This window comes from Bacillus sp. JST-5, from assembly GCF_057747715.1.
Genome location: NZ_JBYLHW010000042.1, coordinates 1 through 23,639 on the forward strand (window position 1 = coordinate 1; position 23,639 = coordinate 23,639).

Here is a 23,639-nt window from a genome sequence, read left to right on the forward strand (position 1 = left end):
TAAAAAATCGTCCTTTCTGTAATGTTGTGTGGTAACTTCATTTTACTAGAAAGGACGATTTTTTTGTGCATTTTTTTTAAAAGTGAAAAATGAGGGGCTCCAAAAAGTCAGTTACCCTGACTTTTTGGACAGCCCCTACAAACTTTTTTCCATTGTTTTATGAGGAATTCCTGCATCTAAAAAAGTATCAGACACAACCGAATAACCTAAGTTTTCATAAAAAGGAATCGCATGTTCTTGCGCGTATAGTTTTAGTTTTTTAAAGTGTTGTGATTTTGCGTACTCATGAATAAATTCCATGATTTGTTTACCCGCACCTTTACCTCTATACTCCGGTAAAACACAAATTCTTTCAATTTTTCCGTAACCATTTAAATCGCGAAAACGTCCAGCCCCAACAGGTGTACTTCCATCATATAGAACAAAATGTGTACTTTCGTTTTCAAATTCATCGATTTCTTCTTCTGGAGAGACATTTTGTTCTTCAATAAAAACTTTTCTACGAATATAAAAGGCATCTTCTTTTTGTTTATCAGTTTTTGCGATTACAACTTCCACTTATTATTCCTCTCCTAGCAAAAAGGTTTCATAAACAGTCCAAGAACCGTTTTCAAGTTGATATAAAAGATGGAAACGATCAACCATTTCTGTATGATCAACTTCTAACATTTTTAATTGTCCTAGGACATCGGAATGTTCGTCATTAGAAAGGTTTTGACCAATCGTGATATGTGGGACAAAAGCAAATTCTGAAGGACTTTCAAAATAACCTGAATGTAAATCCTTTTGTAATCCAATTAATTCATCGGTAGGCTCTACTTTCAAATAAATGACATTATTCACAGGATAAAACGAACTTACTCGATAAACGTGGAGAGGAAAAGGTTTATATTTTTTTGCAATATTGTCAAGTTCCTCTGACATTTTTTTAATATCAGATTCTGAACCCTCAAAAGCATACTTTAATGTCAGATGAGGGGGAATTAAAGAGTAATTTGGATCGTACCTTTTTCGATATGAGTTTGCAAAGTCTTGTAACTTTTTTGAAGGGAATATGACAATACCAAATTTCATTCGTTATTACCTCCTTATAAAGAATTTAATCGAAGCATAAATATGTTTCTTTATTATACCAAAAATTCATACAATGATATATAAACATGCTTCAATATGTAAAAAAATTATGAAAAAAGTAATAATTGATGGTAAGTCAATCAAACTTAAAGGCTTATTTTCCAAACATATAGGTTAATGCTCTAGGTAAATCCGCCTGCCAATATTTCCATGTATGTTCGCCATCAAACTCATCATAAAAATGTGGGATTCCTACATCTTTAATCGCTTTATGTAAATGACGATTTGGTTCAAGAAAATCGGATATTTCTCCGTTTGTCATTTTAACCGCTGTCTCTTGTTTCCCAATGACATGGTATATGGATAAAAGATCAGGATTTTTAAACTGTCGAACTTTTTGAATGACCTCATCATTAACAAATGGAGAATGTAACATGACTTTGCCAAATGTATGTGGATAGGATAATGCTGTTAATAGCGATACTGTTCCAGCTAATGAGTCCCCTGCAAGGACACGGCAAGAGTTTACATGATAAACTGGAAACTCTTTTTCTAAATAAGGGATAAGTTCATGGGCTAAAAAACGAATATACGCACCATGTTTCTCACCTGATGGATGATATTTACTCCTGCGGTCATTTACATCTTTATACGGAATTCCAACAGCAATAATATTTTCAATTTTTCCGCTTTGAATTAATGAATCACATGTTCTAGTGAATCTTCCTAATTGAAAATAATCTTTTCCATCTTGTGCAATCAATAAAGAATATTTATATAAGTTTGAGAAGTTAGGCGGCAAATAAATGATTAAAGATAATTCTTCATTTAATTCTTGGCTATAAAATGTTATTTCTTTCATCGATCCTCTTTCGCTGTTCATTATTAACCTCCGATTTTAATCAATTATATTTGCATTTTAACATATTAGACTTCGAAAACGGTAACAACAGCTTTTTCAATCATGTGGAAATTCACATGTTATAATGAATTTAGAATTTGTTGTGTTCGAGTTAGGGGAGGAGAAAAAATGATACATTCAACAGTTGTAACAGAAATAGCAAGAAAAAAGCTAGAAGAAAGAGGTGTAACCGTTAACGATATTGCAGAGATTGTGTTTGAAATGCAAAAGCCATACAATAACGAGTTAACAATGGAAGAATGCATTGAAAGTGTTGAAATGGTATTACAAAAAAGAGAGATTCAACATGCATTGTTGGTTGGAATTGAGCTTGACATGTTGGCGGAGAAGAAAATGTTATCAGAACCACTTCAATCGATCATTGAATCTGATGAGGGGTTATTTGGTGTTGATGAAACGATTGCTTTAGGGGCATCTTTAGGTTATGGAAGCATTGCAGTAACAACATTTGGCCATTTGGATAAAAATAAAATCGGTATCATTCGAAAACTGGATACAAAAAATAGCGATGGTGTTCATACATTTTTAGATGATATGGTGGCTAGCATTGCTGCAAATGCCTCTTCAAGAGTAGCTCATAAAATAAGAGATCGTGAAGAAGCAAAAGAACAAGAAATTATTAAATAACATTATGACTTTTACGTGACTGATAAGGAAGTGCAGAAAGGATACGTTCTATCTTAAATGTACGAAATTGATGTTTTTCTAAACAAAAAGCTTGGATATGTGTAGGATGGATCTTTTTCACAACGATTACTCTATGAATGAATTCTCCATTCCTTTTTAAATATATAATTTCTAAAGGTAAGTTTTCTTTTTCACTTCTTTTTAATAATCCAGTCATGGAATCTCATAGCCTTTCTTCATTGATTTGTTCTTATTTTACAGAACGTTTGTTCGTATGTCAATGGTAGGGTAAGGCTATTAAATAAATATGGAAATTATGGGATTGGCAAAGGTCTATCCCATTTTTTATTTAATTTTTCCTACTTCATCTATTATTTGCAATTAAGGAAAAAGCGTCCGTATCATTTCTAATATTTAGCGCAACATATAAATGGAAATATTAGTGAAATCTTACCGTTATTGCAGGGCCATTTCGGAATATATGGGTGGTTTAAATGAGTAGTCATACAAATGTTAACAATGTAAGAAGATATAAAGCCCATGTCAGCATTTTTGGAACGAATCAACTTCACCTGCGAAATCCGTATATCGTTGCTTGGTGGTCTGCGGCTTTTTCAGGATTTGGTTATATCATATTAGGAAAAAATTTAAGAGGATACATTTTTATCATTTGGGAGATATTTATCAATATTAATGCAAAAGTGAATTTGGCAATGATTTATACGTTTCAAGGGAATATTGAGTTAGCAAAAGATGTTATCAATACTCGTTGGATAATGATGTATATCCCCGTCTACTTGTTCGGTATTTGGGATAGCTACAGATCAGCTGTAGAATTAAATAAAGTTTATTTGCTTGCAGAGCGAGAAAACCATTCTTATCAAACATTTAAACTTAATGCACTCGAAATCAATTACTTAGAAAAAAGAAATCCGATTATGGCGGCTATTTGGTCCTTATTTGCTCCAGGTTTGGGACATCTTTACATACATCGAACATTAACATCTTTTATTCTCATTATTTGTTTAACTGTATTTTTTTATTTTTCTCATGCACTCGAAGCAATCACACTGCTACTTAATGGGAAAATTACTGAATCAACGGCTATATTAAATGAGGAATGGCTATTGTTTCTACCATCTCTTTTTTGTTTTTCCATTTATGATTCATATGTACATACGGTTGAAAATAACAAATTGTTTGATAAGGAGCAGCGAAAGTATTTAAAAGAGAATTATATGCATCGAAACTTTCGAATTTTAAAAGGGAAAAAAGTGAAGTGATAAAATGCAAGTTTTTTCAACATTTGAAAATACGATGATGTTGGAAATGGCCATTAAAACATTAGAAAAAAATGGGATTCAACGTGAAGATATTTTTGCTGTTCCTCTTGACAAGCGCCAAGAGAATACAAAATTATTTGACTCGATTCATAATTCCGATGGAGAATCGTTGATCGACTTAGGTATGGTACTTGCTACTGTATTTTCGGTGATTGGAGCATCTATTGGATTTGTCCTTTCTTGGGGACCAATCATTTGGGGACTTTTAGGTGTATTTTTAGGATTTTTCCTTGGATTAGTCATAAGGCTCATTTATGGGTTAGTGAAAAGTAAAAAAATGAAACTTTCAACAAATAATCATTCAGAGGTTATTTTAATTATCAACTGTGAGGAAAAACAATCAAAACTTGTGGAAGATATTTTATGGAATCATTTTGCTTTAGGAGTCGCCAAAGTGATGAATAGCTAGAAACCAAAAAAATGCTCAAATTGCTAAAATTGACAATCATAAAAACGTCCCGGGCGAGAATCGAACTCACGACCTACAGCTTAGGAGGCTGTTGCTCTATCCTACTGAGCTACCGGGACACGTGAAATATTATACTGAATATTTTATGAAATGGTCAAATGATTATAAATTAATGAATCAAGTTATTTTCTGAGAATAGAATTGGAAATTGTAAACATTTTGCTGTTGTAGAATTAAATGGGTACACTTCTGCCATATATAATAAAGGAAGCCATTACGGCTTCCTTTGCATATTATTGGAGGTGTAACAGAGGCGCTAGTAAGAGTGATATAGTGATTGGTGGAGGTCTACTTTATATATATGTCGAATTAGCTCGTCCGAGTGGGGAGGTATCTTGCTTTTAAAAAAAAGGCTCATCTTTCTAATTATTTTTATGCAATGATATATTGATAAAATATTAGGCTTTGCTATTTAAATAAATTGTTCTTGGATTACGTAGCTTACCAGGGAGATTGCTACTTTGACAGGGTAACACTCACATTTTAAAATTCGGAGGTTTAGCGTGAGAATTTGACAGTATGGGGTCTTGGTCGAATTCCTTTCAAAACATAGATTTAAGGCACATTTATTAATTAAGAGTGTCCTTTTTTGTATTAAATTGTTATTCTTGAATTTTTTTGGAGTTAGACTGAAATCTTTGAATGAAAATGGCTCCTCAAATGTTCTCTTATTATGTAATTAAAAAAATATTTACTCTTATCAGAATATTATTTATAGTTGGATTGTAAGGTAATAACTGGAATAGGAGGGGATACAAATGAAAAACTTAATTTGTAAATTTTCATTAAATAAATACGGTGGCTCTTTCCCCTTCAATAAGGAGAGGCAATTTCATTTCTTTTTTACTTATTAAGACCTTCATGCCTATACTCATGTCTTGGAAAGAGTCCCTCTGAACAACTAATTGTAAGCAAAATTTAAATGGAAAGAGGAGACCAATATGGAAATAAGAGAGTATAAACCAAGTGATGAACGCGGTTGGGTACGCTGTAGAGTATTATCATTTCTTGATACGGCATATTTTGATAACGTTTTGAAAGAAAAAGAAAAATATGATAATCCATCAATAGAGTTGGTGGCAGTAGAAAAAGATCAAATTGTAGGGTTATTAGATATTGAGTATGAAGTTAAAGAAGGAACCGTTTGTTCAAGAGGAACAGGTCTTGGGGGAATGATCTGGCATATAGCTGTACATCCAGATTTCCGTAGAAGAGGAATTGGTACACTTCTCCTAAAGAAAGCTGAACAGTTATCAAAAGAAAAGGGATTAAATCGTTTAGAAGCATGGACAAGAGATGACGATTGGGTCATTAATTGGTACAAAAAGAATGGATTCCTTAAGGTTGAATCGTATTTACACGTTTATTTGGATGGTGGAGAAGAACTAAAAGGGAATATTACAAGCGAAGTTCCTAAACTGTATCCTGTTCATACATTTGCTCATTATGTAGGAGATGATAAAGAAAACATTAAGGCAAAATTTAAGCGAGTCCATGAATGTAATTGCTTCGAAAAAATGTTGACTTAAACACATATAGTCCATAAAGTTGCAAAAAGGAGGCTGTTTTAAAGGTGAATCAATTTCACTTTGGCAGCCTCTTTCTATTTTTTACTTGGTTCATAAAAATAAAAAACTCTCCCTAGCTAATTGGAAGCGATCTAAACAAATATTTTAGAAAAAGGACGTTTATATAAGTAATTAGTAAGGTTACTACTGAGTCCATGTTGAAATTAGATTAGTAGCTATAGCCCATTTAGACTGAAAGTATTGGAAGCGTCAAAGAGGCATTAGACAGAGTGATTTAGTGAAGGTGAGATTTCCCTATTTAGTAGAATTTGCTTATCCGAGTGGAGAGCTACCATACTATGAAAAAAATTCATCCTCATATTATTTTTAAGCAATGATATATTGACAAAATATTAGGCTTCGATTAATATATAAATTGTTCTCGAAATACGATTCCGTAGCTCAGCTGGGAGAGCGCCACCTTGACAGGGTGGAGGTCGCTGGTTCGAGCCCAGTCGGAATCATCGAAATGAGAAGCCTGAAGTCCTTGTAAATCAAGGATTTCAGCCTTTTTTGTTTTATTGTATACTATTTTCCTCACTTTATTGGTCATAATTTGGTCACAGATTATTTACAGTGTTGAACAAATGAAGTCTATAATTAAGAAAAAATTTAATTAGTTTAGATAGTCAAGGGTGATTTAGTTAAAGAGGAACAAATTATTGTGGAAGTGTAAAGGGATTCAATAAATCCATATCTTCCACGGGAAAACCTATCTTTTCACATCTTGGATAAACGAAATACTTTAAAGGTTTATAAATTTGTTTTTGATTTTTAGCAGAAGTAAATGGCTTCTGCCTTTATTTTTTGCAAGAAAAATAGTCTGAATCATTTGCCAACATTAAAAAAATAGTTAGAAAATTTTACCATCTATCTTATAACGAAGAATATTTATTAATAATAGAATCCAATAAAAAAACAAATCCCCTCAAAAAGCTAGGGTTTATTAGCTTTTTTGGGGGGATAATATTTTTTAATATGAAACAAAGTGGTTACTTTAATTTGTCTTCATTGCTCTTCTTTTCCTTTTCCACAACTACTGGCATTTTTGTAATCACTACGGGTTGGTCTAAATCAAAATTTGGTATCGGTGCGGGTTCTACAGATTCATCCATGTATTGAATATGATATTTTTCAAAAAATTGATGATCAACAGAATCTAATATAATAAATTTTTGCTGATATTTTTGTTCACTTGTAATGATTGGATCAGAACTATTATCTTTAACAATGCTCAATAGGAATAAAAGTGAAATAACTGATATTACAAGCAAAAACCATTGAAGAGCACTTTTTTTCATGAAATGATGCCTCCTTTTACATAATAGAGGAAAATATTTCCAAGATTAGTTTATTTAAATGCCTTTGTTAATATAGTTTTAAAAAAAATGCCCATTTCTAATTTACACCTTAAAAAAGTTGAAAAAAAATATAAGGTTAATTTTTGTGTTGAACGAACGATATGATTTGAACTTACCACGATGAGGAAACTTCTCCTTATTTCATTATATTCAATAAAAATGTGAAACAATATACTTAACGATCATTTACACAATTAAATCATGTCAACATCTTTGGTGACAAAATGCAATTTTCATTTTATTGAATACACTTTGAAAACGCTTTAATCTTTTATTAAGGACTTATTTATTATTTTGAAAGGAGTGCTATATATGACTAAAGGCGGTGCTCGTGCAAAAATACAGCGCTTTGGTAGTTATTTAAGTGGAATGATTATGCCAATCATCGCAGCATTTATAGCTTGGGGACTTATTACTGCTTTATTTATTCCAACTGGTTGGTTACCAAATAAAGAATTAGCCACACTCGTAGATCCAATGATTAAATATTTATTGCCACTACTTATCGGTTATACAGGTGGGAAAGTCGTTTATGGCGAACGAGGTGGAGTTGTCGGTGCTATTGCAACCATGGGGGTTATTGTAGGGACCGATATTCCAATGTTCCTTGGTGCTATGATCATGGGACCATTAGGAAGTTTCTTGATGAAAGTTATCGATGGATGGTTCCAACATAAAATCCGTTCTGGATTTGAAATGCTTTACAATAACTTCTCCGCAGGAATTCTTGGAGCTATTCTAGCAGGAGTGGCTTATAAAATTATAGGCCCAATCGTAAAATCTATAAGTGACGTATTAGCATCTGGGGTAGAAACAATCGTCGATGCTGGACTACTTCCATTAGCGAACATCATTATTGAGCCAGCAAAAATTTTATTCTTAAATAATGCGATTAACCACGGTATTTTAAGTCCATTAGGGGTAGCAGAAGCTGAACAGGCAGGAAAATCCATTCTATTTATGTTAGAGACGAATCCTGGACCAGGTTTAGGGGTACTATTAGCATTTATGATTTTCGGTAAAGGAGTATCAAGAAGTTCTGCTTCCGGAGCATCTGTTATCCATTTTTTAGGAGGTATTCATGAAATTTACTTCCCATATGTTTTAATGAAACCTATGCTTTTACTTGCAGTTATTGCTGGTGGTGTAAGTGGAGTCTTTACTTACTCATTGTTCAATGTAGGTTTAACAGCAACACCATCACCTGGTAGTATTTTTGCTATATTAGCGATGACTCCAAAAGGTGATCATATCGGAGTTATTTTAGGAGTCCTTGTAGCTACAGTTGTCTCATTCTTAATTGCATCTTTAATTATCAAAACAAGTAAAGATAAAGATGAAGATTTAACATCCGCTACAGAAAAAATGGAAGAACTAAAAGGGAAGAAAAGCTCAGTAGCTAATCAATTAAAGTCATCTGAAACAGCTGTAAAAAGTGCAAAAGAAGTGAAGAAAATAATTTTTGCGTGTGATGCTGGGATGGGTTCGAGTGCAATGGGGGCATCTTTATTAAGAAAGAAATTTAAAGATGCTGGAATTAATATTGACGTAACAAACGTGGCAATAAATAATATTCCAGATGATGCCGATATTGTAATTACTCATAAAGACTTAACGGATCGTGCGAAAGCAAAATTACCTACAGCTGAACATATATCCGTTGAAAACTTCTTAAATAGTCCAAAATATGAAGAATTAGTTCAACGATTCAAAGATTAAATAATGAATCCTCAACCAATGAAAAAAGATCATTCGGTTGAGGATTTTTTGAAATCTATTAATTAAATTTTGTCATGAATGGAAATGACGATTTTAAATATCTTTTTATGAATAATTAAGTTGTTTCATAGTAAAATAAAAGTGATAAATGTGCTAATTATTAAATATTGTCACTTCAATAGGAAGTTGGTGATTTTTCTGTACATTCAAGGAAGAGAAAGAAAAATCATAGAGATTTTACTAAATACGAATACAATCCCGATAAAAGAACTTGCACAAACACTTGATGTTAGTGTCCGGACGATTCATAGAGATTTAAAAAATGTTGAAGAAATTTTAAATAAATTTCAATTAACATTAAACAAAAAATCGGGAATTGGCATCAACATTGATGGATTAGATGAGCAAAAAGAACGCCTAAAAATGATGCTATTAAATAGTCATTTAACCGATTATACTCCTGAAGAAAGACAAGCAATCATTTTTGCTCAGTTGTTAAACACGAATGGTCCAATCAAACTATTTTCTTTAGCGAATGAATTAAATGTTACGACGGCTACGATTAGTAATGATCTGGATGCGATTCAACCTTTTTTTGAAAAACATCATTTACATTTAGTTCGAAAAAGAGGATTAGGTGTACAAGTTGTTGGGAATGAATCGGACAAAAGAGCCGCTCTAAGCTCGATCATTTCGAAATATGTAAATGAGAATGATTTAATTTCTTTATTAAGGGAGAATATCGAAAAAAAATCAAAAAGTCCTATAGATAGTATTTCTAATCGATTGCTCGGTTTAGTTGATCGTGGAAAATTAATTGCCGTTGAGAAATCAGTCGAAAATATTCGAAAAGAACTTCCATATGAGTTAGCCGATAGTTCATATATCGGTTTAGTCGTCCATTTAGCCTTAGCGATTGAACGATTACAAAAAGGGGAAAATATTCATTTTGATCGAGCATATTTAGAAGAATTAAAAGGGTCGCAAGAATATAAATTCGCAAAAAAATTAATTCATTCGTTAGAAAAGCTATTCGATATGGATATTCCTAATGATGAAATTGGATATATCACAATGCACCTCAGAGGGGCAAAACTTCGATATGATACAAACTTCACTGTTGAGGAATCGTCTATAGACCTAGCCATTAAAGCTAAGGAATTAATCCAAATGGTTAGTGAACAAGTTCAGACAGATTTGAGTGACAACGGCAAATTGTTAAAAGGCTTGATAGCACATTTAAAACCGGCCATTTTTCGTTTGAAACAAGGAATGAACATTAAAAATCCTCTTTTACATGAAATTGAAAGGGATTTTCCAGAATTGTTCTCGATCATTAGCGAAGGAGTCAAGGAAGTATTTCCAAATATCCCATTTCCAAAAGAAGAGATTGGATATCTCGTTTTACATTTTGCTTCACAATTATTAAATGTTAAGGAGAATATTTCCTTATCTGCTTTAGTCGTATGCTCGAGTGGAATCGGTACATCGAAAATGCTTGCTTCCCAAATAAAACAGCAAGTACCTGAAATTCAAAAAGTTGAAAATCGCTCGTTATTTGAAATAGAAAAATTAGATTTATCGAACTATGATCTAATTATTTCTACGGTACCAATTCAAAATATAAAGGAAAAGTATATATTAACTTCACCTTTTTTATCAAAATCAGATTTGCAAGAAATAAAAAATGAAATTGCAAAAAGAAAAATTACGATTCGTAATACAAAAAAAGATAAACAAGAAGAATTTAATAGAGATATTAAAGAAAAAAGAGAAGTGATTTTCTATATAGAGTCCGTTCAAACATATTCAACAATCATCCTTGAACTATTAAAACAATTTTCTGCTATAACAGTTTCCAATCGAAATTCAATGAAAGAGATACTTATAGAAGCTTGCTTAAGATTAAATCATAAGAATCTTGTTTCTAATGTTGAAATAGTTGTTGAAGAATTACTAAAACGAGAATCGGTTGGAGGGCTTGCGATCCCAAACACAAGAATGGCTTTATACCATACGAGGAGCGAATATGTTTATAAACCAAGTTTTCATGCAATATTTTTAGATGACTTTATAACCGTAAAAGGTATGGACGATAAGGATACTAAAGTTGATACACTTCTCTTAATGTTAGCTCCAATAGAAATAAATGAAAAAGCAATCGAAGTATTAAGTTTTATTAGTAGTTTAATGATTCAAGATGATACCAGTTTGGATATTTTTCAATCCAAAAATGAAGAAATGATAAGCAATTTCCTTTCTTCACAACTATTTAATTTCTTTAAACAAAAAATGACTTCATAGGAGGAAAAAGATGGTGAAACCAATTTTTTCATTAGACAACATTGTATTAGGTGCATCTCCAAAAACGAAAGAAGAAGCTATTCGTCAAGCAGGTCAAATTTTAGTAGAGAATGGCTATGTAGATGCTGTATATATCGAAAAAATGTTAGAGCGAGAGGAAGTAACGTCAACGTATATTGGTAATCACGTAGCAATTCCTCATGGAACGGAAGAAGGGAAAAAAGCTATTCATGAAACAGGTCTCTCTTTTATCACTGTTCCTGAAGGTGTCGACTTTGACGGTAATACGGTAAAAATTTTAATCGGAATTGCTGGTAAAGGTGACGATCATCTTGAGCTTTTATCAAAAATCGCGATTGTTTGTTCAGAAGAAGAGAACATTCAAAAAATGGTTAATGCAAAAAGCAAAGAAGAAATTTTACAGATGTTCAATGAGGTGAACTGATGGTGATTGCTGTACATTTTGGTGCTGGGAATATCGGTAGAGGTTTTATTGGAACGCTTCTGTATCAATCTGGTTTTCATACAACTTTTATCGATGTCAATGAAACAATTATTGACGAAATTAATAACAAACAAGCTTATAAAGTTGTACTAGCTTCCGAACAAAAGGAAGAAATAGAAGTAAAAAATATATCTGGAATTAATAGCGTAAAAGATCCGGATGCAGTAATAGAAGCGATAACAAAAGCTTCTTTAATAACGACGGCTGTAGGTCCAAACATTTTGCCAATCATTTCAAAATTAATCGCACAAGGACTAAAAAAACGTATGGAATTTACTAAAGAACCGTTAAATATTATTGCTTGTGAGAATATGATTGGTGGAAGCTCTTTTCTTAAAGAAAAAGTATATGAACATTTAACAGATGAAGAGAAAGCAACCTTTTATCAATATTACGGATTTCCTAACTCAGCAGTGGACCGCATTGTTCCTAACCAAACGAATAAAGAATTATTAACTGTGACGGTTGAGCCATATTTTGAATGGGTTGTAGAAGAAAAAGAAATGAAAGGTGAAAAACCGAATATTCAAGGTGTTCATTTTGTCCCTGACTTAAAACCATTTATTGAGCGTAAATTATTTACAGTTAATACTGGACATGCGGTTATAGCTTATTTAGGGCATTACTTAGGTTTCTCGTCAGTCAATGAAGCTATGGAAAATGAAGAGATCAATCAGATAGTTAAAGGAACATTACAAGAAACTGGAACTTTATTAGTAAAACTTTATAATTTTGATCACGATGAGCATCAACAGTATATTGAGAAAATTTTGCGCCGTTTTATTAATCCGTATATTTCGGATGATGTGTCGCGTGTAGGTCGTGGTCCCATTCGAAAACTTGGGCCAAATGATCGGTTAGTCCGCCCGGCAACCTTATATCTGGAACACATTCAAAAGGATCCGATTTATTTAGCGAAAGCCATTGCAGCAGCTCTTCTTTATACGAATGATCAAGATGAAGAAGCTGTTAAACTACAACAAAATATTAAAGAAATTGGTATAGAAAAGACTTTCCAAACGATTTCTGAATTAGAACCAAATCATCGTTTAATTTCACTTGTTTTGGAACAAATTGAAGAATTAATGAAACTAAAGCAATAAGGGGCGAGAATATATCGTCCCTTTTAACTTTTCATTTATACATTTCGTTTTCCTTTCCAACTATTAAATGCTAAAATGGAGATTGAGATTTGTGTACATCGATAGTAGAGAATTACATTTTTGTTGAGGTGTAAAATGAACCTATTAATCTATTTAGTTATTATAATTGGAATTATTTCTTTAATTGCAACCTTGTTGGTAGCCGGCAAAAGTGATAAAAACTACGATGAGTCGACAAAGAAGAACACAAAAAATTTAACCCTTATCTATGTTGTTTTTTTTATTGTTGTAATTATTGTTTTTGGCTTGTTCCTATTCATTTTTAACTAACATATGGATTTTCCTTTTATACAAGTGTAAAAACTATATATGATTGACTTATATTTTTTATAAAAATCCGTGATTTAAAGCGGATTTTTTTTATTGCCCTTTCAAGTATAAAAATCCCCCTTCTCATTTCTATCAAGATACTTCGTTTCTTTCTTCCCACAATTAGGAAAATATATTCAAGATGAAAAGAATAATATAGAAAAATTTGAAAATTGTCGATTTTCTATTGACATACATCACTGGAATGAGTAAATTGTAAAACATAATACTTTATCGCTTAAAAGCGTTTAAGCGGAAAAGTAAGCTCATAGAGTCTTGGTTTTATTTGAAAAATATAACTAAAACTCTTCAACTACGACAACAAACAAGAAAGACGTGAGCATTCAATGAAAGATACTTTACGTAGAGATTTAAGTCAATGGCACGGTTATGCATTAATGATTGGAGGAATGGTAGGTAGCGGTATTTTTGTTGTAACTGGAGAAGCTGGAGGACAAGCGGGTCCATCTGTTCCATTAGGGTATATTGTTTTACTTCCAATCTTATTAGCAACTGCTCTCCCATATTTAATTTTTTTAAGCTCACCGTTAGGGAATAGTCCTGGTGGAGCTTATGTCCATATTAGTCGTACGTTTCAAAACAAATTTATTGGCTTTATTTTTATGTGGTTTCAATATATCGCCTTGTTAGGAGTCATGGCGATTATGGCCATTTCATTTGGTGAATATTTAACATCGATCTTTGGATGGTCAAATCCTTCTTTATTTGCAACTTTATTATTGCTTATTTTTTATTTGTTAAATGTCATTGGAGTTAAGTGGTTTGGAAGAATACAGCTTTTAATGTCAATGCTCCTATTTATTGCAATTGTTATTCTAGTGGTTCCAGGACTTTTTCATATACAAATGGAATACTATACTCCTTTGTTTCCTTTCGGGGTGGAGGGTTTTTTAAGTATTTTACCGGCACTTTTCTTCTCATATTTTGGGTTTGAGCAATTGGCACAAGCCGGTGGGGAAATGAAAAATCCGCAAAAAGCGATGCCAAAAACAATGTTTATTGGCTCCTTTGTAACGATGATTATTTATTTTCTCATATCATTTGTCGCATTCGGGATATTGCCTTATGATCTTTTATCACAATCCAGAAGTGCTATGTCGGATGTAGCTTCTGTTTATTTACCTGCAGGTGGGGAGTGGATTGTTTCACTTGGAATCATTATGGCATTTGCGACAACATTAAATTCATTGGTTATGGTTGTTTCACGAATCATTTATTCGTTCTCGGAAGATGAAATTATTCCTAAACAATTGGCTAAAGTGAGTCAATCCTTTGGAACACCAGTGATTGCTATTACTATCAATACGATTATCGTACTAATACTAATATGGTCACAAACGATGGATTATTTATTGAATGTTTCCCTACAAGGAATGTTTTTAATGTACATTGGTCACTCGATTTCAATGATTGTTCTCCCATTCATTCGAAACGATTTATATCAACAAGCATTAATTCGTCCAAAAAAAGGTTTCATCATCCTTTGTGGAATCTTTACATTATCCGTGTTATTTTATTTTAGTTATCAACTGATTTTATCCGTTATTGATTTATTATTGATTTGGACAGTTGTTGGAGTTGTCATTTTTATCATTGGTAAATATCGAAAGGGCCAACAAACTCCATAACCTCCATATAAAAAAAGGATTTTTTATTGAAAAATGGAAAGATTTATCTTTTCGAAAAGTCTTCTTAATTAAAGAAAGATTACATTTTAGGCAAATAAAACCGGCTTAGGCCGGTTTTATTTTGTAAGTTTTTTCTATAACAGGCTCATTTGCGAGTGCTAATTCCAACAGATTGATAAGATATTTGGAAACTTTACTCTCCAATAGAATTTCCAATCTCGTAAAAGGGTTTTTCTATTCATAAGCGAATAAAGTAAAATAATTCATATATTGGGGATGATTAAATGAGATCGATACATAGGGGATGGATGATTTTAATTTTTATTTCATTAGGGGTCTTAGCATGTTTAGGGTTTGGAAGATTTTCTTTAGGTGCCATTATACCTTTTATGAAAATCGGTTTAGAGCTTGATTATAGTCAAACTGGACTCATAGCTTCATCTGTTTTTCTCGGTTATTTAATTAGTGCCGTTAGTGTTGGCCATTTTGTTTTACACTATCGAGCGAAAAAAGTCATTGTTTTTTCTATGGGGATAATAATCATAGGTATGGTTTTGAGTGGACTATCTACAGGATTTTGGAGTGCATTATTTGGATGTTTTTTAACAGGAATCGGGTCAGGAGGGGTATATGTACCATCATTAGGTTTGCTTGGTGAGTGGTTTTCTCGTGAGAAAAAGGGAATGGCTATGGGAGTTGCCATGTCTGGTTCAGGGATGGGAATTGTATTTAGTGGATTGGTGATCCCTAATCTTGTTGGAACAGAAAATGATGGTTGGAGATGGAGTTGGTATATTCTAGCTATACTTGTCTTGATTATTTTATGTATAAATGCCATTGGATTGAGAAACCATCCTTCTGAATGGTCATTATTGCCAGTAGGTGAAAAACAAAATAGAGTCAAAAAATCCATTGAGGAGAAGGAAATTGTCACAAGTAAAAAAGCAAGTGTAGAAGTTTATAAAAATAAACAAATTTGGTTGTATGGTTTGAATTATTTTGGTTGGGGATTTAGCTATATCATTTTTTCTACCTTTTTAGTTGATTACTTAATTTATGATGTTCACTTTTCTAAAACAATGGCAGGTTATTATTTTGCATTAGCTGGTATTGTTAGTATACCGAGCGGATTTATTTGGGGAAGTATTTCTGATAAGTTTGGAAGAATGATTACGTTAACGTTTGTATTTATGATTCAATTTGTATCGTTATTATCATTAAGTTTATTAAAAAATAGTATCCTTCTTATTTTAACGATTGTTATATACAGCTTAACATTGTGGGCGGTTCCAACCATTATGAATGCAAGTGTTAGCGATTTTGTGAAAGCACCATACGTACCTGTGGCTATGGGGTTTATTACGTTATTTTTTAGTATGGGGCAATTCATTTCACCAGCCATAGTTGGCCAATTATTAGATGTATATAAAAATTATTTTATTCCGTTTCTTGTATCATCGGTTGTTACGTTATTGTCTGGAATTGGATGTTATCAATTGCATCGGCAAAAACAGTCCAACCAACCAAAATATAAGGATGGAAATTATTCCACCCTTTAATAGATATAGAATGATAATAATAAAAATAATAATGGAAAATCAAGAATAACCATTCTCTCGATGGCTGTCCGAATTGAAAATATGGACAGTCATTTTTTGATTTTTTTATACAATAAAAACCCTTCTACGAGAATGCTTTGAATAAACTGATCAATTTTTAAAGCATATTGATAAAATTTTTCAGCTTCTATTAAAAATGATTGAAATTGTTCTTTTGTCATAGTATTTTTCGCTTTTTCAATTAACTCAGTTTCTGATTGGATTAATTGTTTTAAGTATTCTTCTGCGAAGGCTCGAATAAATAATAAACCAAGACCTAACATTTCATCAGGCAATTGATTGATCAACCGTTTGTTTTTTGGATGAATGAGGGAAATTAGCAACTTTTTTAAATGATTTTTAAAAGAATTGGATTTGCTCATATCATCAGCTCCGTTATTTTTACTAAAAGGATATGCAGTGTGTATTCAGATGAAATGGATAAAGGTTGAAAAGGAAAATTTACATAAAAATATGCCAATTTTTTTTGTAATAAGTTAAAAAAACAGGCATGTCCTAATCTTTTTCATAACGTATAGTGTCCGGACAAATAAAAAAGAAAGGGGGTGTATCCACATAAAAAAATTTGATAAATATGGTGAACTTCAACAAGTGATGGGACTAGCCCAAAATAATTTTGGAGCCAATCTTAGTGATAACGTATTAGGAACTGTTCTAATTATTTTAGCGTTATTAACAGAGCTAGGGGTTATTTCAATTATCTATGAAGAAGCTGATAAACTTGATGCTGCTATTGATTATGCATTTAATAATATTAGACCTATCGGTAAATTCAATGGTGGAAACAATGTTCTTGGAGAAATTGCAGAAGTTAATGAATCTGTCGCTGACGTATTAAAAGAACTATGTTGTTTAAAAGAAGCGGTTATTAAAGAAATCAAATTAGGAATTTTCCTAAGAAATCGAGTAAGTTTTCCAGCTTTAGATGAAAAATAATATAAAGTTAAAAAGATGACCGATTTTCGGTCATCTTTTTTTGTGTGTAGGATCTATGTCAATAGAAAGTTTGAATGCATGGATTTTGAAGATATAAAATATTCTGAAATATATATTGATTTTTTATATAGGAAAGTAAACAATAAAAGTATATATGGTAAAACGTGGTTTGAAAGGGTGGGTAGTTTGAGTGAATTAGAAAGCACTTCCTTTAATATTCATGATTTACAAGTAGCATGGTCACCAACAGATGAAATGATAAATAACGCTAACGTTACAGATTTTATGAATAAACATCATATTTCATCCTATGATGAGCTTTTAGAAAAATCTATTAAACAACCGGAATGGTTTTATCCAGCCATTTTAAAAGAAATGGATATTCAATGGATAAAAGAATACAATCAAGTGTTAAACCTTGCACAAGGAAAAGAAATGCCCCTATGGTTTGAAGGGGGACTCACCAATCTATATATAAATGCGGTCGAAAAACATGTCATAAATGGAAGGGGAGATTCGTTAGCTCTTATTTGGGAAGGAGAAGACGGTCAACATAAAAAAGTTACGTATCAACAATTAAAAGAAGAAACAGATGTGTTTGCCAATGGATTGCGACATTTAGGTGTTAAAAGGGGAGATCGTGTGGGAATATTTCTTCCTCCTTGTCCGGAACTTCAACCTGTTCTTTATGCATGTGCAAAAATTGGTGCTATCATTGTTCCGTGCTTTTCTGGATTTGGCGCCAATGCTATTAGTGAAAGATTATCCATTGCTGAGGCTAGATGGCTCATTACAGCTGATGGCTTTCGACGTCGAGGAAAAAATGTAGATATGTTATCCGTCGCAAGACAAGCAGCGCAGGAATCAAAATCGATTGAGAAAATCATCATTGTGAACCATTTAAATCAATCTATTTCACTTCATAAAAATGAAGTCTACTATCATGATTGTTTCATAGAACAGGAAGAATCACCGGTAGAACCGATGTTCTCTACTGATCCGTACATGATTATTTTTACATCTGGTACTACTGGGAAGCCTAAAGGAACGGTCCACACACATACAGGTTTTCCAATCAAAAATGCGATAGATATGTATTTTTGCTTTGATGTAAAGAAGGATGACCGAGTATTTTGGTTAACGGATATTGGTTGGATGATGGGGCCATGGTTATTGTTTGGAACATCGATTCTTGGTGCAACTGTTGTTTTGTATGAAGGACCCCCAGATTATCCGACTGAGAATCGACTGTGGGAATTAGTGGAAAAACATCAAATCACCATCTTTGGAGTAGCCCCTACGGTTATTCGCTCGTTAATGAAATTTGATCGCTTCCCTGTTAAAGAATTTGATCTTTCATCATTAAGAATATTAGGTTCAACTGGAGAAGCGTGGAATCCAAAACCGTGGGAATGGTATTTTCAGCGAGTTGGTGGAGGGAAGTGCCCAATTATTAACTATTCGGGAGGAACGGAAATTTCCGGAGGTATCTTAGGATGTATTCCTATTCATCCACAGAAGCCATGTTCATTTAATGGACCATTACCAGGAATGTCAGCAGTGGTCGTCGATGAATATGGAAAAGAACAAAAAGAGGCGATCGGTGATTTAGTCATAAAAGAACCATTTTTAGGAATGACTCAATCATTTTGGAAAGATCATGAACGTTATTTAGATTCATATTGGCGTAAGTGGGAAGGATTATGGCATCACGGTGATTTTGCACAAGTAGACAAAGATGGTTTCTGGTTTATTTTGGGGAGATCCGATGATACGATGAATGTTGCCGGTAAGAGAATAGGACCATCTGAGCTTGAATCCGCAGTCGTTTCACATCCGAAAGTAAAAGAATCCGCTGTTATTGGAGTCCCTGATGCAGTCAAAGGGGAAGTCCCAATTATGTTTGTCGTCCTTCATAATGACGATGAGAAAAACGACGAATTGGCTAGCGAATTACTACGAACCGTTGCAGAAAAAATGGGAAAATCATTATCTCCTAAAGCACTTTATTTTGTAAAAAATTTACCGAAAACTCAGAGCGGAAAAGTGGCAAGAAGATTAATTAAAGCGGCATATTTAGGAAAGCCTCTAGGTGATGTATCTACCCTTCAAAATCGTGAAAGTTTGGAAGAAATTAAAAACATTCACTTAGCATAAGCCTTTCAAGCGATTGAAAGGCTGATTTATTTATCACTTCTATTAAACAATATATGAATCTATTTAGCATTGTGGTAATATTTCAAAAGAGGTCATAATTGACAAAACTTTACAAACCAATTTAAAAAATGAAAGAGAGTGATTTATTTAAAATTTGTAAGTTGAAAATAACCAATGAATTTTTTTAGAAGGAAGGAGTTGCTTAGGGAAATTCCAACATAATGTAGGGTAAAATTGCACCAAACAAACACTTCAATAATTTTGCATTTTTACCACCACGAACATGGCGAAAACAATGTCGCACTTGCAACTACGCGGAAAAAACTTGTAACTACAAGAAAATTACTTGCAACCGACCTTTAAAATAAGTACATCTTCATTAAATGATTCAGTTTTAATAAGTAAGGAGTGTTAACAATGGCTTGTCCAAATTGTGGAAGTATTCATGAAACAGGTACATATTGTACAAAATGTGGTGCCAAATTAGAAAAAACAAAAAATGTTAATGACCAATCATCTACAAATATAGATGATCGTTTACAAGAGGGGAAATCATATAATAATAATTCTGATATTATCGAGAAAGGAATAGTTGTCACCAAACAATATTTTAGTCATTTTATAAAAATGTTAAAAAAACCGATGGATTATGGAAAAGATATTTCTTCCGAATCTTTCATAAATGGAATGATTACAATCTTCCTATTTTCATTCATTTTTAGTTTGACCATATATATTGGAATTAATAATTTTTTTGATAATGTTTCCGGGTCATTGTTTGAAGAAGATTTTGTTGATAATCTTTATTCAACTGTAGCATTTTACAAAGAAAATCCTTCCGGGGAAATCTTTGTAAAAGCTTTAATATATCTTTTACTTATTTTAGCTGTAATAGTTTTTACTATTTTCGGTATTTTAAAGATTAATAAAGAAAATGTAAGTTTTAAGCATGTTATTGCGAGATTTGGTGCTTTTTTAATCATTCCTACTGTTTTCATACTTATTTCTTTTCTCTTAACTTTATTAAATATCGGAAATAATCTAATGAATATTTTCTCTGTTTTAACTTTTATAAGCTTGTTTTTATCTATCGGATTCACGGTTTATAGTTATCGGAGAAAAGAACATTCATTAGATCCGTTTTACGGAACTATGATTGTCATAACTGTAATGATTGTGCTAACAATGATTGTTGGCGAAAATATTGGAGCAACTACATATTTACCTTTTGGATATTAAATGACTATGTTTAACATCACAGGATTAAAGTATGTTTAAACTCATAACCATGTAACAGGGTTTCCCCAAAAGTTAGTGTGAATAAAAAACTTTTGGGGTGAATTTTCTTTACGGTAAAACAAATCCCTGTTTTAAATAAAGTGTTGTAAATAAATATATAAGAAGGCTTCTTCAGAAAAAATATGAAATAAGTGAAAAAATATTTTTTGAAAATGAGTTAGAATTCATATATGTTGGAGGTGGAAACAATGATTGTAAATTGGCTAAAGGAATCAAAACACACGGTCATTTTAACTGGAGCGGGAATGTCAACGGAAAGCGGATTGCCGGATTTTCGCTCTTCTAAAGGATTGTGGAAGCAAAAAAGTCCTGAAAAATTGGCGAGTGTCGATGCATTAAACCATAACGTACAACAATTTATAGAATTTTATAAAGAAAGAGTAATAAAAGTAAATGAATATGGACCGCATCAAGGGCATGAAATTTTAGCGAAATGGGAGAAAAAAGGGATTATAAAAAGTATTATTACTCAAAATGTTGACGGATTTCATCAAATGGCAGGAAGCAAAAATGTTATTGAACTTCATGGAACGCTACAACAAATGCATTGCCAAAAATGTAAAAGGAAATATTCTAACGAAGTGTATGTAAAAGAGGAATATATTTGTGAATGTGGAGGTACAATTAGACCTTCAGTAGTCCTTTTCGGTGAAATGCTCCCTGAAAATGCGATATATGAAGCAACTATGCAAAGTGAAATGGCCGATTTATTTATTGTTTTAGGTTCTTCTTTACAAGTTTCACCAGCCAATCAATTTCCATTACTTGCAAAAAGAAATGGCGCCAAATTTGTGATCGTCAATTTAGAACCGACAGAATTTGACCATTATGCCGATGAAGTCATCCATGATGTGAAAATTGGGGAGTGGCTTCAACAATTGGATCGTAAAATAATTTAACCCTAAGCAAAGGAGAGCTTAGGGTTATATAAACATGCCAGCAATGGCTGCGCTTAAAAGAGAAGCCAAAGCACCAGCAATAACAGCTTTTAATCCGTTTTTTGCAATTTCTGGTCTTCGATTTGGTGCTAATCCACCAAGACCTCCTAATAAAATCCCTAAAGAAGAGATATTGGCAAATCCGCATAAGGCAAAGCTAATAATGGCTACCGTTTTTTCACTTAAATTCGGAATTTCTGGTGCAAAGGAAGAATAAGCCACAAACTCATTTAAAATTAATTTTTGACCGATAAAATTTCCTGCTTGTACCGCTTCATCCCATGGTACCCCAATGGCAAAAGCTAACGGAGAAAATAGATATCCTAAAATGACTTCAAGTGTTAAATCTTCAATACCAAAGAATGAACCAATCCAGCCTAATAAACCATTGATAAGGGCAATCAACGCAATAAATGCTAATAACATCGCTCCAATATTTAAAGCTAGCTGTAAACCAACACTTGCCCCACGAGCTGCTGCATCAATGACGTTTGTCGATTCAACATCATCTTCCATTGTAATCTCGTCTATTTCTTCTTTCTTATCTGTTTCGGGAAAGAAGAGCTTTGCCATTACTAAACCAGCCGGAGCAGCCATAAAACTCGCAGCTAATAAATATTCTAGCGGTACTCCTAGAAGTGAATAACCAACTAGTACACTTCCAGCAACTGACGCCAAACCACCGGTCATAATAGCAAATAATTCAGAGCTGCTCATGGTGGCTAGATATGGCCTAACCACTAATGGTGCCTCTGTTTGTCCAACAAAAATATTTGCAGCAGCTGACATCGATTCTGCTTTTCGAGTACCAAGTAGCTTCGATAGTCCTCCACCAATAATTTTAATGATTACTTGCATAATTCTTAAATAATACAGGACTGAAATTAAGGCAGAAAAAAAGATAACGATTGGTAACACCTGAAAGGCAAATATGTAGGTAATCCCAGATTGTTCTGTATAAAGCCCACCGAATAAAAAGTCAATTCCTTCATTAGCATAGCTAATAATATCATTCACCCGCATCGTTAGCCAATTTAAAGCTTCCCGTCCGGTTTCCCATTTTAACACGATAAAAGCAAAGAGTATTTGTATCGCTAATCCTCCCAAAATCGTGCGAGGTCTAATATGTTTTTTTCCGTTTGAAAATAAATAACCAATGAATAATACGATGAATATTCCAAAAAGTCCCCATAATAAGTTCATCTTGATGCACTCCTTTAACAATCTAGTAAATGATTATATACTACTGATTATAAGAATTCTACATTATATTTTCCAAACAATGAACATTTCATGAGGTGATACATATGAAAATTAGAAAAACTACGGTAGAAGGGAATCAGGCAAACGTCTATATTTATGAAAATAAAAAAGAGGAGTACACAGTGGTGGCAGTTCCATCCATCCATTGGTCCATTTTAATTCCTTACGTTGAGGGAAGAGAAGAAATAATGAAGAAAATTAAGGAAACTATTTCCATAAAAGACGTTGAAGTACTCGATGATTTGGCTGAAAAAATTTATTTTTGGGTTAGAGAAATGTAAAAAAAACTTAGACGGAATAAATAACACCAACATTAAATTTAGGTTATAATAGACCTGAATTTTATTTAAGTTGGTGATTATTTATGCGTACCAAAAATAGATTAAATCCAATCGAATCAAAATACTTTAGACC

General features: G+C 32.7%; 22 protein-coding genes and 2 tRNA genes. 16 read left to right on the forward strand and 8 right to left on the reverse strand.

Annotated features, from left to right (window positions below; all coding sequences use genetic code 11):
• Positions 1-135: 135 nt before the first annotated feature.
• From AC3ASS_RS09440 to AC3ASS_RS09450, 3 genes are all read right to left on the reverse strand, one after another.
• On the reverse strand, positions 136-558 hold the full coding sequence (locus AC3ASS_RS09440) for a GNAT family N-acetyltransferase (RefSeq protein ID WP_488283282.1): 423 nt from the start codon (positions 556-558) through the stop codon (positions 136-138).
• A gap of 3 nt (positions 559-561) precedes the next feature.
• Positions 562-1,074 (reverse strand): YjcG family protein, encoded by a 513-nt coding sequence (locus AC3ASS_RS09445; RefSeq protein ID WP_488283283.1) that lies wholly within the window; start codon positions 1,072-1,074, stop codon positions 562-564.
• A gap of 154 nt (positions 1,075-1,228) precedes the next feature.
• The gene (locus AC3ASS_RS09450; RefSeq protein ID WP_488283284.1) at positions 1,229-1,957 is read right to left on the reverse strand and encodes an alpha/beta hydrolase; all 729 of its coding nucleotides are present in this window, start codon (positions 1,955-1,957) and stop codon (positions 1,229-1,231) included.
• A gap of 147 nt (positions 1,958-2,104) precedes the next feature.
• Between AC3ASS_RS09450 and AC3ASS_RS09455 the strand changes: the two genes are divergently transcribed.
• Complete coding sequence (locus AC3ASS_RS09455) at positions 2,105-2,623, forward strand: phosphatidylglycerophosphatase A family protein (protein ID WP_488283285.1); 519 nt, start codon at positions 2,105-2,107, stop codon at positions 2,621-2,623.
• Here AC3ASS_RS09455 and AC3ASS_RS09460 read toward each other — a convergent pair.
• Positions 2,616-2,840 (reverse strand): hypothetical protein, encoded by a 225-nt coding sequence (locus AC3ASS_RS09460; protein ID WP_488283286.1) that lies wholly within the window; start codon positions 2,838-2,840, stop codon positions 2,616-2,618. The two genes, AC3ASS_RS09455 and AC3ASS_RS09460, sit on opposite strands and share 8 nt — an antisense overlap.
• A 277-nt stretch (positions 2,841-3,117) precedes the next feature.
• Between AC3ASS_RS09460 and AC3ASS_RS09465 the strand changes: the two genes are divergently transcribed.
• Together AC3ASS_RS09465 and AC3ASS_RS09470 are read left to right on the forward strand one after the other, a co-directional pair.
• A complete protein-coding gene (locus AC3ASS_RS09465; RefSeq protein WP_488283287.1) occupies positions 3,118-3,906 on the forward strand; it encodes a hypothetical protein in 789 nt (262 codons plus the stop codon).
• 4 nt (positions 3,907-3,910) lie between these two features.
• Entirely contained in the window at positions 3,911-4,375 is a 465-nt protein-coding gene (locus AC3ASS_RS09470; protein ID WP_488283288.1) for a hypothetical protein, read from the forward strand.
• A 45-nt stretch (positions 4,376-4,420) separates the two neighbouring features.
• Here the strand turns inward: AC3ASS_RS09470 and AC3ASS_RS09475 are convergent.
• Positions 4,421-4,494: transfer RNA gene (locus tag AC3ASS_RS09475), tRNA-Arg, on the reverse strand.
• A gap of 882 nt (positions 4,495-5,376) precedes the next feature.
• Between AC3ASS_RS09475 and AC3ASS_RS09480 the strand changes: the two genes are divergently transcribed.
• Together AC3ASS_RS09480 and AC3ASS_RS09485 are read left to right on the forward strand one after the other, a co-directional pair.
• Entirely contained in the window at positions 5,377-5,964 is a 588-nt protein-coding gene (locus tag AC3ASS_RS09480) for a GNAT family N-acetyltransferase (protein ID WP_488283289.1), read from the forward strand.
• Positions 5,965-6,394: 430 nt separating this feature from the next.
• Positions 6,395-6,467 (forward strand) — tRNA-Val (locus AC3ASS_RS09485).
• 528 nt (positions 6,468-6,995) lie between these two features.
• On the opposite strand, the gene AC3ASS_RS09490 is transcribed toward AC3ASS_RS09485, so the two are convergent.
• Complete coding sequence (locus AC3ASS_RS09490) at positions 6,996-7,304, reverse strand: hypothetical protein (protein WP_488283290.1); 309 nt, start codon at positions 7,302-7,304, stop codon at positions 6,996-6,998.
• Positions 7,305-7,676: 372 nt separating this feature from the next.
• Here AC3ASS_RS09490 and AC3ASS_RS09495 point away from each other — a divergent pair, with 372 nt between their 5' ends.
• From AC3ASS_RS09495 to AC3ASS_RS09520, 6 genes are all read left to right on the forward strand, one after another.
• A complete protein-coding gene (locus AC3ASS_RS09495) occupies positions 7,677-9,083 on the forward strand; it encodes a PTS mannitol transporter subunit IIBC (protein WP_488283291.1) in 1,407 nt (468 codons plus the stop codon).
• 189 nt (positions 9,084-9,272) lie between these two features.
• Complete coding sequence (locus AC3ASS_RS09500; RefSeq protein ID WP_488283302.1) at positions 9,273-11,387, forward strand: BglG family transcription antiterminator; 2,115 nt, start codon at positions 9,273-9,275, stop codon at positions 11,385-11,387.
• Between the two features lie 10 nt (positions 11,388-11,397).
• Positions 11,398-11,832, forward strand: a complete 435-nt coding sequence (locus AC3ASS_RS09505) for a PTS mannitol transporter subunit IIA (RefSeq protein ID WP_488283292.1) — start codon at positions 11,398-11,400, stop codon at positions 11,830-11,832.
• 2 nt (positions 11,833-11,834) lie between these two features.
• Complete coding sequence (locus AC3ASS_RS09510) at positions 11,835-12,995, forward strand: mannitol-1-phosphate 5-dehydrogenase (protein ID WP_488283303.1); 1,161 nt, start codon at positions 11,835-11,837, stop codon at positions 12,993-12,995.
• 716 nt (positions 12,996-13,711) lie between these two features.
• Positions 13,712-15,013 (forward strand): APC family permease, encoded by a 1,302-nt coding sequence (locus tag AC3ASS_RS09515; protein ID WP_488283293.1) that lies wholly within the window; start codon positions 13,712-13,714, stop codon positions 15,011-15,013.
• 284 nt (positions 15,014-15,297) lie between these two features.
• Complete coding sequence (locus AC3ASS_RS09520) at positions 15,298-16,572, forward strand: MFS transporter (protein WP_488283294.1); 1,275 nt, start codon at positions 15,298-15,300, stop codon at positions 16,570-16,572.
• 89 nt (positions 16,573-16,661) lie between these two features.
• Here AC3ASS_RS09520 and AC3ASS_RS09525 read toward each other — a convergent pair whose 3' ends face one another.
• On the reverse strand, positions 16,662-16,994 hold the full coding sequence (locus AC3ASS_RS09525; RefSeq protein ID WP_488283295.1) for a hypothetical protein: 333 nt from the start codon (positions 16,992-16,994) through the stop codon (positions 16,662-16,664).
• A 229-nt stretch (positions 16,995-17,223) separates the two neighbouring features.
• Between AC3ASS_RS09525 and AC3ASS_RS09530 the strand changes: the two genes are divergently transcribed.
• From AC3ASS_RS09530 to AC3ASS_RS09545, 4 genes are all read left to right on the forward strand, one after another.
• On the forward strand, positions 17,224-17,568 hold the full coding sequence (locus AC3ASS_RS09530) for a hypothetical protein (protein ID WP_488283296.1): 345 nt from the start codon (positions 17,224-17,226) through the stop codon (positions 17,566-17,568).
• A 177-nt stretch (positions 17,569-17,745) separates the two neighbouring features.
• Positions 17,746-19,725 (forward strand): AMP-binding protein, encoded by a 1,980-nt coding sequence (locus tag AC3ASS_RS09535; RefSeq protein ID WP_488283297.1) that lies wholly within the window; start codon positions 17,746-17,748, stop codon positions 19,723-19,725.
• A 417-nt stretch (positions 19,726-20,142) separates the two neighbouring features.
• Positions 20,143-20,964 carry a DUF6574 domain-containing protein gene (locus AC3ASS_RS09540; protein WP_488283298.1) on the forward strand — a complete coding sequence of 274 codons (822 nt, stop codon included), beginning with the start codon at positions 20,143-20,145 and terminating at the stop codon, positions 20,962-20,964.
• Positions 20,965-21,212: 248 nt separating this feature from the next.
• Positions 21,213-21,923, forward strand: coding sequence for an NAD-dependent protein deacylase (locus AC3ASS_RS09545; RefSeq protein WP_488283299.1), 711 nt, complete (start codon positions 21,213-21,215; stop codon positions 21,921-21,923).
• 24 nt (positions 21,924-21,947) lie between these two features.
• Here the strand turns inward: AC3ASS_RS09545 and AC3ASS_RS09550 are convergent, their stop codons facing one another.
• A complete protein-coding gene (locus AC3ASS_RS09550) occupies positions 21,948-23,165 on the reverse strand; it encodes a NupC/NupG family nucleoside CNT transporter (RefSeq protein ID WP_488283300.1) in 1,218 nt (405 codons plus the stop codon).
• A gap of 104 nt (positions 23,166-23,269) precedes the next feature.
• On the opposite strand from AC3ASS_RS09550, the gene AC3ASS_RS09555 reads away from it, so the two are divergent.
• A complete protein-coding gene (locus tag AC3ASS_RS09555) occupies positions 23,270-23,506 on the forward strand; it encodes a YueH family protein (protein ID WP_488283301.1) in 237 nt (78 codons plus the stop codon).
• The last annotated feature ends 133 nt before the right edge of the window (positions 23,507-23,639 follow it).

Excerpts from the sequence above, each read along its gene's own strand:
- AC3ASS_RS09450 (WP_488283284.1), bottom strand. The coding sequence starts at position 1,957 with ATGAACAGCGAAAGAGGATCGATGAAAGAAATAACATTTTATAGCCAA.
- AC3ASS_RS09445 (WP_488283283.1), bottom strand. The coding sequence starts at position 1,074 with ATGAAATTTGGTATTGTCATATTCCCTTCAAAAAAGTTACAAGACTTT.
- AC3ASS_RS09525 (WP_488283295.1), bottom strand. The coding sequence starts at position 16,994 with ATGAGCAAATCCAATTCTTTTAAAAATCATTTAAAAAAGTTGCTAATT.
- AC3ASS_RS09540 (WP_488283298.1), top strand. The coding sequence starts at position 20,143 with ATGGCTTGTCCAAATTGTGGAAGTATTCATGAAACAGGTACATATTGT.
- AC3ASS_RS09455 (WP_488283285.1), top strand. The coding sequence starts at position 2,105 with ATGATACATTCAACAGTTGTAACAGAAATAGCAAGAAAAAAGCTAGAA.
- AC3ASS_RS09505 (WP_488283292.1), top strand. The coding sequence starts at position 11,398 with ATGGTGAAACCAATTTTTTCATTAGACAACATTGTATTAGGTGCATCT.
- AC3ASS_RS09515 (WP_488283293.1), top strand. The coding sequence starts at position 13,712 with ATGAAAGATACTTTACGTAGAGATTTAAGTCAATGGCACGGTTATGCA.
- AC3ASS_RS09490 (WP_488283290.1), bottom strand. The coding sequence starts at position 7,304 with ATGAAAAAAAGTGCTCTTCAATGGTTTTTGCTTGTAATATCAGTTATT.
- AC3ASS_RS09555 (WP_488283301.1), top strand. The coding sequence starts at position 23,270 with ATGAAAATTAGAAAAACTACGGTAGAAGGGAATCAGGCAAACGTCTAT.
- AC3ASS_RS09480 (WP_488283289.1), top strand. The coding sequence starts at position 5,377 with ATGGAAATAAGAGAGTATAAACCAAGTGATGAACGCGGTTGGGTACGC.
- AC3ASS_RS09545 (WP_488283299.1), top strand. The coding sequence starts at position 21,213 with ATGATTGTAAATTGGCTAAAGGAATCAAAACACACGGTCATTTTAACT.
- AC3ASS_RS09465 (WP_488283287.1), top strand. The coding sequence starts at position 3,118 with ATGAGTAGTCATACAAATGTTAACAATGTAAGAAGATATAAAGCCCAT.
- AC3ASS_RS09495 (WP_488283291.1), top strand. The coding sequence starts at position 7,677 with ATGACTAAAGGCGGTGCTCGTGCAAAAATACAGCGCTTTGGTAGTTAT.
- AC3ASS_RS09460 (WP_488283286.1), bottom strand. The coding sequence starts at position 2,840 with ATGACTGGATTATTAAAAAGAAGTGAAAAAGAAAACTTACCTTTAGAA.
- AC3ASS_RS09470 (WP_488283288.1), top strand. The coding sequence starts at position 3,911 with ATGCAAGTTTTTTCAACATTTGAAAATACGATGATGTTGGAAATGGCC.
- AC3ASS_RS09520 (WP_488283294.1), top strand. The coding sequence starts at position 15,298 with ATGAGATCGATACATAGGGGATGGATGATTTTAATTTTTATTTCATTA.
- AC3ASS_RS09550 (WP_488283300.1), bottom strand. The coding sequence starts at position 23,165 with ATGAACTTATTATGGGGACTTTTTGGAATATTCATCGTATTATTCATT.